At 41.4% G+C, this 13,112-nt stretch carries 8 protein-coding genes and 2 pseudogenes; 8 read left to right on the forward strand and 2 right to left on the reverse strand.

The genetic code is table 11. From position 1 onward, the window contains the following. Positions 1 to 217 precede the first annotated feature (217 nt). Entirely contained in the window at positions 218 to 1,009 is a 792-nt protein-coding gene (locus QM870_RS03670; RefSeq protein WP_414368656.1) for an ABC transporter ATP-binding protein, read from the reverse strand. 74 nt (positions 1,010 to 1,083) lie between these two features. Here QM870_RS03670 and QM870_RS03675 point away from each other — a divergent pair, with 74 nt between their 5' ends. From QM870_RS03675 to QM870_RS03700, 6 genes are all read left to right on the forward strand, one after another. Beyond that, positions 1,084 to 2,211, forward strand: coding sequence for an AI-2E family transporter (locus QM870_RS03675; protein ID WP_414368658.1), 1,128 nt, complete (start codon positions 1,084 to 1,086; stop codon positions 2,209 to 2,211). A gap of 135 nt (positions 2,212 to 2,346) precedes the next feature. Beyond that, positions 2,347 to 3,828 carry a M protein trans-acting positive regulator PRD domain-containing protein gene (locus tag QM870_RS03680; protein ID WP_414368660.1) on the forward strand — a complete coding sequence of 494 codons (1,482 nt, stop codon included), beginning with the start codon at positions 2,347 to 2,349 and terminating at the stop codon, positions 3,826 to 3,828. A 681-nt stretch (positions 3,829 to 4,509) separates the two neighbouring features. Then, a complete protein-coding gene (locus QM870_RS03685) occupies positions 4,510 to 5,859 on the forward strand; it encodes a hemolysin family protein (RefSeq protein WP_414368662.1) in 1,350 nt (449 codons plus the stop codon). Positions 5,860 to 6,267: 408 nt separating this feature from the next. Then, positions 6,268 to 7,245 carry an ABC transporter substrate-binding protein gene (locus tag QM870_RS03690; RefSeq protein ID WP_118095459.1) on the forward strand — a complete coding sequence of 326 codons (978 nt, stop codon included), beginning with the start codon at positions 6,268 to 6,270 and terminating at the stop codon, positions 7,243 to 7,245. 10 nt (positions 7,246 to 7,255) lie between these two features. Beyond that, positions 7,256 to 8,149 (forward strand): ABC transporter permease, encoded by an 894-nt coding sequence (locus QM870_RS03695; protein ID WP_118095458.1) that lies wholly within the window; start codon positions 7,256 to 7,258, stop codon positions 8,147 to 8,149. A 9-nt stretch (positions 8,150 to 8,158) separates the two neighbouring features. Beyond that, complete coding sequence (locus QM870_RS03700; protein ID WP_021153686.1) at positions 8,159 to 8,962, forward strand: ABC transporter ATP-binding protein; 804 nt, start codon at positions 8,159 to 8,161, stop codon at positions 8,960 to 8,962. Positions 8,963 to 9,141: 179 nt separating this feature from the next. Here the strand turns inward: QM870_RS03700 and QM870_RS03705 are convergent. Then, a pseudogene (locus tag QM870_RS03705) lies at positions 9,142 to 9,627 on the reverse strand (UTRA domain-containing protein); the annotation flags it as partial. Between QM870_RS03705 and QM870_RS03710 the strand changes: the two are divergent. Both QM870_RS03710 and QM870_RS03715 read left to right on the forward strand, forming a co-directional pair. Next, positions 9,615 to 10,655 (forward strand): annotated as a pseudogene (locus QM870_RS03710) (alpha-amylase family glycosyl hydrolase); the annotation flags it as partial. The pseudogenes QM870_RS03705 and QM870_RS03710 overlap by 13 nt on opposite strands. 129 nt (positions 10,656 to 10,784) lie before the next feature. Then, positions 10,785 to 13,109: an endonuclease/exonuclease/phosphatase family protein gene (locus QM870_RS03715; RefSeq protein ID WP_414368667.1), complete on the forward strand. Its 2,325-nt coding sequence runs from the start codon at positions 10,785 to 10,787 to the stop codon at positions 13,107 to 13,109. The last annotated feature ends 3 nt before the right edge of the window (positions 13,110 to 13,112 follow it).

Below are 13,112 nucleotides of genomic sequence, written 5' to 3' on the forward strand. Positions count from 1 at the left end.
ATTGAGCCTAAGGTCTCAATAATTCCGAGTGCCTGAAACAACTATGTTTCAGGCACTTTTCTCACGGCGGAAAGTTTCAGTAGATGATTGAATAATTCTAACGAATAAATTTTTTTATTTTTATAGAATTTATTAGATTTGTAAAGCAGAACTGTTTGTCTATACTCTCGAAGTGCTAAGATAAAATCTTAGTACTTTTGCTTTATTCATTTTCTTTTCAGTGTGCGATTTCTGGTTTGACAAAGAGTCGCTCGTCACCAAGATCAATGAGGGATACTGGTGCTTCATAAAATTGGCTAAGGACATGGGGAGTTAGGATTTTTTCCTTTGGTCCTTGCTCGACCACTTGGCCATGTTTGAGTAGGAGGACATGGGTCATGTCTTTTGTAATTTCCTCGGCATGGTGGGTGACGTAGATCATGGTAGGCGCGTGATCCAGTTGTTTGATATGATGGATCTGACGGAGGAGTTTTTCTCTGGCAAAGAGATCCAAACCGCTCGAGGCTTCATCAAAAATGATCAGATCTGGCTGGTCCATGAGGCTTCGTGCAATGAGGACCGTCTGCTTTTCTCCCTGGGAGAGCTCTCGGTATTTGCGGCCGATCAAAGAGCTAGCTCCAATTGAAGTTAGCATATCCCGTGCCCAGTTTAGTTCTTCCTCCCCGTATGCAGCATATAAAATACTACTCTTGTATTGACCGGTGAGGACAATTTGTTCTGTCAAAAGATGCTCTGGCAGTCTTTCTGAAATAAAGGAGCTAACGATCCCAATACGCTTACGCAACTCAGGAATACCCCCTTCGCCAAAGCGGGTTCCAAGGACAGTTACCTGGCCAGAACTAGCCCAGTATTCAGACATGAGCAGTTTGAGGAGAGTCGATTTTCCTGCCCCATTGAGACCTAAAATGGCCCAGCATTCATTTTCTTTCACTTGCCAGTTAATCTCTTTTAAAAGGGCTTTTCCATTGCGGATCAAATTGACGTCTTCTAGTTCAATCAAATTATTCATAACTTTATCCTTTTGATTAAAATCTCCTTTATTCTAACATAAAATATGGTAGAATAGAAAACAGGAGGTAAGGAATGTTTCGAAATAGTAAATTGTTATTCTGGACATGTGAGATTTTATTATTGACGGTGATTTTCTATATTTGGAAATCAATGGGGACTTTGATTTCTCCATTTGTATCTGTTCTGAATACCATCCTCTTACCATTTTTAATTGCAGGTTTTTTATATTACATTACCAATCCGATTGTTGAATTGTTGGAAAAACACTTAAAAATCAAGCGTGTGTTTGGGATTTTGATCACCTTAGTCCTCTTGTTTGGGATCATTGGCTTAGGGATTGTTTATCTGCTCCCTATCTTGATCAATCAGTTAACCAGCTTGATCAACTCGACCCAAGGCCTGTATTGGGAAGTTCAAAGTTTGGTTCGAAAACTCTCGACCAATCCTTTGTTCCAAAATGTGAATATCCAGTCGACGATTCAGCAGTTGAATCTCTCTTATATGGATATCCTACAAAATCTCTTGAATAGTGTGACCAACAGTTTAGGAAGTGTGGTTAACACCATTGTCAATACGGTCTTTATCTTGATCATGACCCCTGTCTTCTTGGTTTATTTCTTGGTCGATGGGAAGAAGTTATTACCGATGTTGGAGCGGACCATTTTACGCAATGACAAACTCCACATTTCAAGCCTCTTGATTAGTTTGAATGAAACGGTCTCTCGCTATATTAGTGGGATTTCGATCGATGCCTTTATCATTGGAACCCTAGCCTACATTGGCTATAGTTTTATTGGATTGAAGTACGCTTTGGTCTTTGCCATTTTTTCTGGATTAGCCAACCTCATTCCATATGTAGGACCAACCATCGGGTTGATTCCGATGATCATCACCTATGCCTTCACAGATATGGATATGATGATCAAAGCAGTCATTTACATGTTGATTATCCAGCAGATCGATGGGAATATTCTTTATCCGCGTATCGTTGGAGGCGTGATGAAGGTTCACCCGATTACCATTATGGTTCTCTTATTGCTCTCAAGTAATATTTACGGCATTATCGGGATGGTCGTTGCGATTCCAGTCTATTCGATTGGAAAAGAAATTGTAAAATTCTTGGTGAATCTTTATGATAACCACCGTGCTGCTAAGGAACAGAAGAAAAAAGAAGAATTTGGTATCATTAATAAATCATAGACTCTAGCGCCTATATGGGCCTTAGAGTCTTTTTTGTACATTTTTTTTAAAAATGCTGGAAAAAAGTCAACAAGTGCTATGAAATGTGTTAAAATATAAGTGATTTTGAAAGAAAATATGAAAAGGTAGGAAAAGATGAGACTGCTCTTATCGAAAAAACAGAGACGCCAATTGCAATTGTTGGAAATCCTGATTAAGGAAAAAAGATGGTTCCACTTGAAAGAGTTGGCCAAGCGTTTGGATTGTACAGAACGTTCGTTAAAAGAAGATTTGTCTAATCTTCGTAGTACATTTGATGACTTTTTAATTGAATCATCTACCAATGGGATCAAGATCAGTTATGAGGATTCGGTTGGGCTTGAGGTGATTTACCATCACTTTTTTAAAGAATCACAAGCCTTTGCTTTGATTGAATATCTCTTTTTCAACAAGGATGTTTCCAATGAATATATTTGCAGAAAGTTTGATTTGAGTTACCAATCTTTCTACCGCTTGATTCGGACGATTAATCAGAAGCTTCAAACCAAATACAATGTAAAGATTGATTTGAAACCCTTGAATCTTGTCGGGGATGAGATTGACGTTCGTTTCTTTTATGCCCAATATTTTGCGGAACGTTATTACTACATGGAGTGGCCTTTCCCAGAATTTAAGGAAGAGGCGGTGACCGATTTGATCACCTTCTTCTTCAAGCTCTATGGCTATCCATTGACCTTCTCTGTACTCAGGTCTTATAAAGTTCTCTTGACAGTCTACTTGTCACGGATTAAGCAAGGTTACTTCATCGACATGCCAACGAACTATGATGTGTATAAGGACCAGTATCAAGGGGTGACCAATGTCGAGGAGATGTTGCGCTACTTTAGCTTGCAGTTGGGTGTCGAGTTGAATGAAAAAGTGCTGGAACAGTTCTTTATTATCTTTATTCAAGAGAATTTCTATTTCAGTCCAGAAAGCTTGATCGAAGCTGCAGAAACGGATCCTTATGCCAAAGAATCGACTAGACTCATCAAAGATATGTTCAAGGATCTATGCTATACCTATGATTTAGACATTGAAAATCTTGATGAGATGTTGATGCATGTCCATAACACGTCTCATCTCGATCGGAAGGAATTATTCTCTGAGTTTCTCTTGTTTGATACCAAGACCAATACCAACGAAGATTTCATGAGCATCTTCCCAGCCTTCTATGATGATTTGAAGGAGCATATCATCACTTATATGAAGACCATGAAGCATGATCTGAATGATGAGATCATCAAGCACATGATCTATACGGTCTATACTCACTGGGAACGTCTCTTACCGCAGTTATTGCGCCGTCGGAAGTCCATTAAGGTCTTGATTATCAGTCGTTTTGACGATCACCATGCCAAATCCATGATCGATTTCCTTGATTTCTACTGTACGGATAACTTTGAATTTACGCAGATGATCAAGTACAATCTAACAGTGGATGATATTGAAACTTCGGATGCCGACGTAGTGGTGGCCAACTTTATGATGCCTGAATTAAAGAAAAAACCTTTTATCTGTACAAGTAGTCTCTCATCGCTTGAGCTGGTTGAAAAACTCAATGCCTTCTTTTATGATTTTACCAGTGCAGAACACTAAAGACAAAGTCTTCTTAGAAACTTTCCTTAGGTGAGTACGGACGTCAGCGAACTTCGAAGAAGTTCCATGACTAATTAAGATACAAAGGGCGTTCGCGGATAAAGTCAAAATAGGAAGTTTGACGCAGAATCTTTAGATTCTAGGAAAACTTATCTTTTTGACACGATCCGTAGCCCGTGTTCAATTCGTTTTGGACCCCTTCGCTTTTTAATTTTTTAGGCTCAGGCTAAAACAGTTTCCCAAACTGTTTTACTCCCAAAACTCCCGAGTGAGAGTGGGACAGAAATCAGTAATTCGTTAGAATTCGATTTCGTCGTCCCACCTCCGCACAGTTGAGTAGGGCTGTAAAAGCTGATGAAATCAGCGTAGTAGAGCCCACTCAACCACTGCGTCTTGCTCGACAATCCAAAAACAATTGAGAGGCTAGGACTTTTGTCCCAGCCTCACTTTTCTCACGGCGAAAAGTTTCAGTGTAGGTTTGAATGAAACTGATTATATAGATTGTTTTAAGTTTTCAGCTTCACTTAGGTTATTTCGTTTGAAAAAACAATTTGTTCACATTCTAAAATCAGGACTTGTTCCTGATTTTTTGATGGTAAAAAAAGAAAATTTTATAGAAGAATGCAGGCTCTCCTATTTTGTGGTATAATATACAATATTATATACTGGAGGAAATTATCCATGGAAGACCCTGGCAGTCAGGAAATTTTACTGGAAGTTATTTTATTGTTTGTTTTGACATTATTGAACGCCTTTTTCTCGGCAACCGAAATGTCAATGGTATCGTTGAATCGTTCTCGTGTAGTGCAAAAAGCAGAAGAAGGGGATAAAAAATACATTCGTCTTCTTAGCGTTTTGGAACAGCCCAACCATTTCTTATCCACTATTCAGGTGGGGATCACCTTGATTACCATCTTATCTGGGGCGAGTCTTGCAGATAGCCTTGGTCATGTTATTGCGGGATGGATGGGCAATACTAAAACGGCTATTGCAGCTGGAAGCTTTTTATCTCTAGCGTTTTTGACTTATATTTCGATCGTATTTGGGGAACTCTATCCGAAACGAATCGCTATGAACCTGAAAGATGAGTTAGCTGTTCGAACAGCTCCGATTGTCATTTTATTAGGAAAAATTGTTAGCCCCTTTGTTTGGTTGCTTTCAGCGTCGACCAACCTTTTGAGTCGTATCACGCCAATGGAATTCGATGATCCGGATGAAAAGATGACGCGGGATGAAATCGAGTATATGCTGACCAATAGTGAAGCAACACTAGATGCGGACGAGATTGAGATGCTCCAAGGGATCTTTTCATTAGATGAAATGGTAGCGCGTGAAGTCATGGTGCCACGGACGGATGCCTTCATGGTTGATATCAATGATGATACCAAAGAAATCATTGAAAGTATCCTTAAGCAAAACTTTTCACGGATTCCTGTCTATGATGATGACAAGGACAATGTCATCGGTCTCATCCATACCAAACGTCTCTTGAACGAAGGATTTATCAATGGCTTTGATAATATTGTCTTAAGAAAGATTTTACAAGAACCTTTGTTTGTTCCAGAGACCATTTTTGTGGATGATCTTTTGAAGGAATTGCGCAATACCCAAAATCAAATGGCTATTCTGCTTGATGAATATGGTGGGATGTCTGGTTTGGTTACCCTTGAAGACCTCTTGGAAGAAATCGTCGGTGAAATTGACGATGAGACTGACAAAGCAGAAATTGATGTCTTTGAAATTGCGGACAATACCTATGTCGTACAAGGAGCCATGTCACTAAATGACTTTAACGAATATTTTGATGTTGAGTTGCAAAGTGATGATGTGGATACCATTGCAGGGTATTATCTGACAGAGGTTGGGCGAATTCCAACCTTGAAAGAGCGACTCAGCTGTGAAGTCGATAGTCAAAAGAAACACCTCATTTTGACAAATGACAAAGTAAAAAATGGTCGTGTGACCAAGGTGAAAGTTGAAATTTCTGAAATCGTCGAGGAAGATGAAGAAACAAAATCAAAAGAAGATTAAAAAATAGAGGCTTGGATGTGTTCCAGCCTCTGTTTTTTTCTTGTCAAGACCAGTTGAATTTTCAAAAAATTTCAAAAATTTCTGAAATAGTCTTGACAGCCAAAAAAAATTAAGGTAAGATAATACCCATAAAAAAAGAAAGCAGAAAATAAACATGAAGCAACAAGCCATTTCAACTCAAAAATTTTACTTTAGCTACTTTAGATAGTGTTTGTAGACATGATCTCATGGATGCAAACAACCCAAGCAATTTGTTTGTATCTATGTGGCTAAGATTTTTGATGATGGTCCATAGAGCTAGTATCTAAATGGACCGAGGTTTTGTAACTTGTTGGAGAATTTCAAGCATCCGTTTAGAGTATCATCTAAGCGGATTTTTTGTTTATTTTGCAGAAAAGGAGTCAAAAAATGAAAGTAGTGAAAAAATTGCTAGCACCTGTCCTGGTTGTAGGACTTCTGTTAACATCATTGGTGACCTTACACCACCTAAAGGATACTAAAAAAGAGAATGTCTTTCGAATTGGGATTTCCCAGTACATCACCCATAAGTCGCTTGATGCGACACGAAAAGGCTTTATCGAGGAGTTGAAGAAAGAGGGCTATGTAGATGGGAAAAATATTCAGATCGATTTCCAAAATGCTCAAGGGGAGCAACGAAATCTGAAAAATATTTCTAAACAATTGGCAGAAGAAAGTGATCTAGTCTTTGCGATTGCAACCCCTTCTGCACAAAGTTTGGCTAATACCACTAAATCAACACCTATTGTTTTCTCAGCTGTCACAGATCCTTTGGCAGCTAAATTGGTGAAAAACCTGAAAGAACCAGGTGGCAATATCACAGGGACAAGTGACCAGTCAGAAGATGCGATCGCTACACAGGTAGACATGATTAAGCAAGTGCTTCCAACGGCGAAAACAGTTGGGATTCTCTATACGCAAAGTGAGCCTAACTCCGTCGTCCAAAAAGACAATGCGAAGAAGATCCTAGAAGCTAAAGGCTATCAAGTGGTTGAAAAAACAATTCTCGATAGTAACAATGTGAAAGCTGCAGCAGACAGCATCATGTCAGAGGCAGATATCGTCTTTGTTCCGACGGACAATATTATCTCTTCTACAATGGACACTGTCAAACAGGTTTCTATCAGCCATAAGGTGCCCGTTTTTGGTGGATCTGCTGAAATGGTAGCTACTGGTGGCTTGTACAACTTTGGTACTGATTATGAGGAATTGGGAAAACAAGCTGCTCGGATGGCTATTCGCATCATGAAGGGTGAGAAACCTGGGAAAGTCGCAGTTGAAACACCTGAAAAATTAGAATTGCATACCAATAAAGAGATGGCGAAAGAGCTTGGAATTGATATTAGCTCGTTGAAGGTAGAAAAATAGGAGGTTTGAGATGAATTTCGTTTTATCAAGTTTATCAGAAGGTTTATTGTGGTCGATCATGGCGATCGGTGTTTACTTAACATTTCGAATTTTAGATATTGCCGATATGACGGCAGAAGGAGCCTTTCCACTTGGGGCAGCAGTTGTAGCCTCCCAAATTCAATCAGGAAGAAACCCTTGGTTGGCGACCTTATTGGCTTTTCTAGCAGGGATGATCGCAGGATTGGTTTCTGGGATTCTCCATACAAAAATGAAAATTCCAGCCCTCTTGACAGGGATTGTCACTTTGACCGGTCTCTACTCTATCAATATTAAAATCATGGGGGGAGTACCCAACCTCTCTATTGGCGATGCCAGTTCCATTTTCAAAAGTGTCATGAAATTGGGCTTATCCAATGAGGAAGCTGTCTTTTTGATTAGCATTTCTTGCTTGATCATCGTCTGTATCTTGTTAACTCTCTTAATGAAGACGCAACTTGGCTTGGTTTTGCGCTCGACTGGTGATAACATTCCAATGAGTGAGGCCAATGGGGTCAATGTAGATAACATGAAGATGTTGGGCTACATGATTTCCAATGGCTTGATTGCACTTTGTGGAGCCATGTTTGCACAAAATGATGGTTTCTCAGATGTGACTTCTGGTACAGGGACGATCGTTGTTGGTTTGAGTGCTGTGATTATCGCTGAAGTTTTGATCCACGAATTGACCATTGGTTGGCGCTTGCTTTCAATCGGTGTTGGAGCCATTGTGTACCGTTTGATTATCTTAAATATTTACGAGATCCCAAATCTCGATCAAAATATGGTCCGTCTCTTCAATGCGATCTTGCTCGCGATTGTCTTGTTCGCTCCTGAGGCGCAAAAACGTCTTCGTGTTCGTGGATTGAAGTTAGGAAATAAATAGGAGAAAAGTATGGCAACATTATTATCAATTGAAGGTATTCATAAGACATTTGAAGCAGGAACAGTCAATGAAAACCATGTCTTAAAAGGCTTGGATCTCCAAGTAGAAGAAGGGGACTTCATTTCGGTCATCGGTGGAAATGGAGCTGGGAAATCAACCTTGATGAACATCTTGGCAGGAAATCTAGTTGTAGATGAAGGGGATATCTTGCTAGAAGGTAACTCCATCAAAAATACGAGTGTTCGTAAGCGTGCGAAAGATATTGCGCGTGTCTTCCAAGATCCCAAGATGGGGACAGCTTCTCGTTTGACCATTGAAGAAAATATGGCCATTGCCCAACGTCGGGGGAAATCTCGTGGTTTGGGCTGGGGAGTTCGGGAGAAAGATCGCGAATTATTCCGTGAAGCCTTGAAGGAACTGAATATCGGTTTAGAGAACCGCCTCAAAGTCGATACCCAATATTTGTCTGGTGGGCAACGTCAAGCTTTGACCTTGGTCATGGCAGCCTTGGTCAAACCCAAACTCTTGCTTCTGGATGAACATACCGCAGCGCTCGATCCCAAGACCAGTGAAATGGTCATGGAATTGACACAAAAGATCGTGGAAAGCCATGATTTGACAACCTTGATGATTACGCATGATATGAACCATGCCATTGAATACGGCAACCGCTTGATCATGCTCTACCAAGGCAAGATCGTTGTCGACGTCAAAGGAGAAGAAAAGAAAAACCTAACGGTTGAAGATTTGATGCGCCTCTTCCAACAAAACAGTGGTGAAACCCTGGTTAGTGATGAATTGGTATTAGGATAAAATGAGAGTGGGACAGAAATCGGTTATTCGTTAGAATTCGATTTCGTCGTCCCACCTCCACACAGTTGAGTAGGGCTGTAAAAGCTGATGAAATCAGCGTAGAGAGCCCACTCAACCACTGCGTCTTGCTCGACAATCCAAAAATAATTGAGAGGCTAGGACTTTTGTCCCAGCCTCCTTTATTTCCTCCGCTCTGCATAGTCGACAAAATGAAACTTGTCTAATTTGTGCCGGCTTTCGGTGAACTGGAATTGCCGTCCGTCTGCTAAGTGAACTTGGGAGCGGACCGTTACCACGTGTTGGTCTTTTCCAAGATCCAGTAAGATTTTGTCGCGATTATCGATTGGTGAAATCAAAATTTCTTTTTTGGCATAGCCAATCTGCAATTTCAAGTCTTCTTCTATATATTGGTAGATAGAGTGCTGGGCAATTTCCTTAGTTAGGCCTGGGATCAGCTCTCTGTCTAGGTAATCAATATCTAAGACAGAAGCGACGCCATCCACTACCCGTTGCCGGGTTACTTTCCAAACCAAACGGTGAAGGGGAAAACCTGTCTTTTTAGCTCCTTTTTCATCGATACTGATTTTTTCAAATCGAATGACACTGGTTTCTGAGCGAAGACCAGAAGCTTTGACGATTTCTTGGTAGCTGGTTAGTTGGGAAAGACGAAGTTCTTGTCGATTGCCCTGAAAATGAGGGGAAACCAGCTTATACGGATAAACCCATTGTCCATGAATATCTACACATGATGAATGAAGCGACTTTAGGCGCTGATGATAGCTTTATGACCGTTGGAGAGATGTCATCGACAACCATTGACAACTGTGTTCTCTATTCAGCACCAGAGAGCCACGAGTTGTCTATGGCCTTTAACTCCCATCATCTGAAAGTCGACTATGAAGATGGTCAAAAATGGACCATTACTCCATTTGATTTTGAAGAGCTCAAACGTCTCTATCATACCTGGGGCAAAGAAATGAGTGAACGAGGTGGTTGGAGTGCCCTTTTCTGGAATAACCATGACCAACCTCGTGCTCTGAATCGCTTTGTGGATATCCAGAACTTCCGCAATGAAGGAGCGACCATGATCGCAGCCAGCATTCACTTGTCACGTGGAACTCCGTATATCTACATGGGTGAAGAGATCGGCATGATTGATCCAGACTATGATTCGATGGCAGATTATGTGGATGTTGAGTCCATGAATGCTTACCAGATGCTTTTGGATCAAGGTCAGTCACCTGAGCAAGCCTTTAAGATTATTCAAGCCAAATCACGTGATAATTCTCGTACGCCCATGCAATGGGATGCTTCTCTAAATGCTGGTTTTTCAACAGGCACTCCATGGTTGAAAGTTGGGAAGTCCTATAAAGACATCAACGTTGAAAAGGAAATGGATGGTCCGATCTTTAAATTTTATAAAGAATTGATTTGTTTGCGCAAAGAAATGCCCATCATTTCAGAAGGAAGCTACCTGCCAGCAATGGAAGATAGTCAAGAAGTCTATGCCTTTGAACGCCACTTAGACGGTCAAAAACTCTTGGTACTCAATCATTTCTATGGAAGTGAAGTCGAAGTAGCGATTCCAAAAGACTACCAAACAGGGCGCGTGCTTTTATCCAACTATGAGAACGTAGAGCTTTCTGAAAAAGTAATTCTGAAACCATATCAGACACTGGCGATTTTAGTTTAAGTATTTCACACTTCGATCTTTTTGGGTCGAAGTGTTTTTCTTTTTGAAAAATATTTTTGAAAGCGCTTGAAAATGCAAAGTTCTTCCCTTATAATAAAAGAGGAAAACTTTTTAGGGATGGAGAAACGCATGAGAAAAAACGGAAAAAAGATTCGCCTACTGGGAGTAGCCACCTTATTGGCTAGTCAGTTGGGGGTCTTTAGCAGTGCCCTCACGGTAGTTGCAGACGAGACCACAGCTTCGACTTCAGAGTCAGCGCTTGTGACGAACACTAGCAGCGAGGAAAGCTCGACAAATCATTCGACTTCCGCTACAACAACAACTACAGACGCTACGACGAGAGCTTCGAGTGATAAAGAAGAGACATCTAGCAGTTCCTCAGACGATACTGAGGAGAAAACGGTTAAGATCGGGGACATTCAAGGGGAATCGCAACGCTCTCCACTGGAAGGCCAAAAGGTAGCCATCAAAAATGCGGTGGTGACTAAGACAGACCGCTATGGTTTTTATGCTCAAGATATTGAATCGGATGGCAATAGTCGGACTTCAGATGGGATTTATGTTGTTTCCAAATACAAGGTGAAAGTCGGCGATAAGGTTAAAATCACCGGTACCGTCAAGGAAGGCTATATGGAAGAAGTCACCTTGGGAGCTGGGAAGACCTTTAAGGAACCGACGAATAGTTTAACGGTGACCATGCTGGTCGATGCTTGGATCACAAAAGATGGGACGGCCCCTCTTCCAGAAGCTGTGAATATCACTGCGGGCATGCCAGCAGATGTGAAGCCTAATCCGAATGCTTATGCTCCAGAAACCGATGCCCTCGATTATTGGGAAAGCCTGGAAGGAATGCTCACAGTGGTGAAGAAACCGCATGTCCTTGGTCCCCAGTACAAGGGAGATATCTATGTCTTGGGAGAAGATTTCACAGGCCTTCCTTTAAACAATATTGGAGGTCTGAATCTACGGCCACATGCGCAAAATACTGCGACGATCCCGATTTATGTTGGGAATCAGTTTGTCGCAAAAGCCAAGGATTACTTTACAGAAGACCTAACAGGAGTGGTAACGTATCGAAATAGCTTTTATAAGTTAGAGCCCACTCAACAGTTGACAGTCCAAGATGGTGGTTTGCAGCGTCAAGCAGCTCAAAACCAACCAAGTGAGGACAAGCTGACCATCGCTTCCTACAATATTGAAAATTTCTCGGCCAACAATGCCAAAAATGAAACCCCTGAGGATAAGGTGACGCTAATTGCCAATTCCTTTATCCATGAAATTCACAATCCAGACATCATTACTTTGATCGAAGTGCAGGACAATAATGGTAGTGTGGATGACGGAACGACCAGTGGTGTTGAAAGTGGACGCAAACTAGCCGATCGGATCAAGGAATTGGGTGGCAAGAGCTATGAGTATACGGAGGTTGCTCCAGTAGATGGCGCTGACGGAGGAAAGCCTGGTTCCAACATTCGTTTGGGAATCCTCTACAATCCAGAACGCGTAACCTTAGCCAAAAAAGAGGCAGCAACTAGCAACGAGGCAGCACAATTTGACAAGGGACACCTGGTTAAAAATCCAGCTCGGATTGCCCCTAATGACCCATCGTTTGATCATACTCGCAAGTCTTTGGCTGTTGAGTTTGAATTCAAGGGCCAACCAGTTGTGGTGATTGCCAATCACTTGAAATCAAAAATCGGAGATGATGCTATTTATGGTGCAAGTCAACCAGCAGTGGAACATACCTTGCCAACTCGTGAAGCACAAGCCGGTGTCATCCATCAATTCGTTCAAGAAGGCTTGAAGCAAAATCCTAAGACCACCTTTGTTTTGACGGGTGATTTTAATGACTACGATTTCTCAACCACGGCCCAGATCCTTGCGGGTAGTGAACTAACCAACTTAATGGCCCAACATGATGCAGGCGATCGCTATTCTTATTTCTACCGTGGAAGCAATCAAGTTTTGGATAACATTTTTATCTCAAACAACATGGCAGCTAAAGCAAGGTTTGAACCAGTCCATATCAATGCTTCCTTTATGAAGGAACATGGTCGTGCATCAGACCATGATCCTGTCTTAGTCCAAATCGACTTTAGTGGAGCACAAACTCCAGGAACGCCGACGGATGATCAACAAGGAAATGCAGGACAACCAACGGATCAAACCAGCCCTTCTTCATCGAATACAGGATCTCAACTAGTCCCTCATCAAGCTCAAGCCAATGAACAAAAGAGTTCAACATCTGAAAGCAAAGAGAAGGGCAAGAACGAAGATGAGAAGCAAGATGAGAAGCAAGATGACAAGGAAGAGGCAGCAACAGAAACCAAGACACCAGGTAAACGGAAAATCCTTCCATCTACCGGACAAGAAACAAGCTATCTAGCTCTTTTTGGAGTGACAGTAGCTACGATGAGTCTTGTCTGGTACAAGAAGAAAAAGACGACTCACTAACGT

The sequence above is a fragment of the Streptococcus parasanguinis genome (assembly GCF_047463195.1).
In the GTDB taxonomy this organism is placed as follows: Bacteria; Bacillota; Bacilli; order Lactobacillales; family Streptococcaceae; genus Streptococcus; species Streptococcus parasanguinis_R.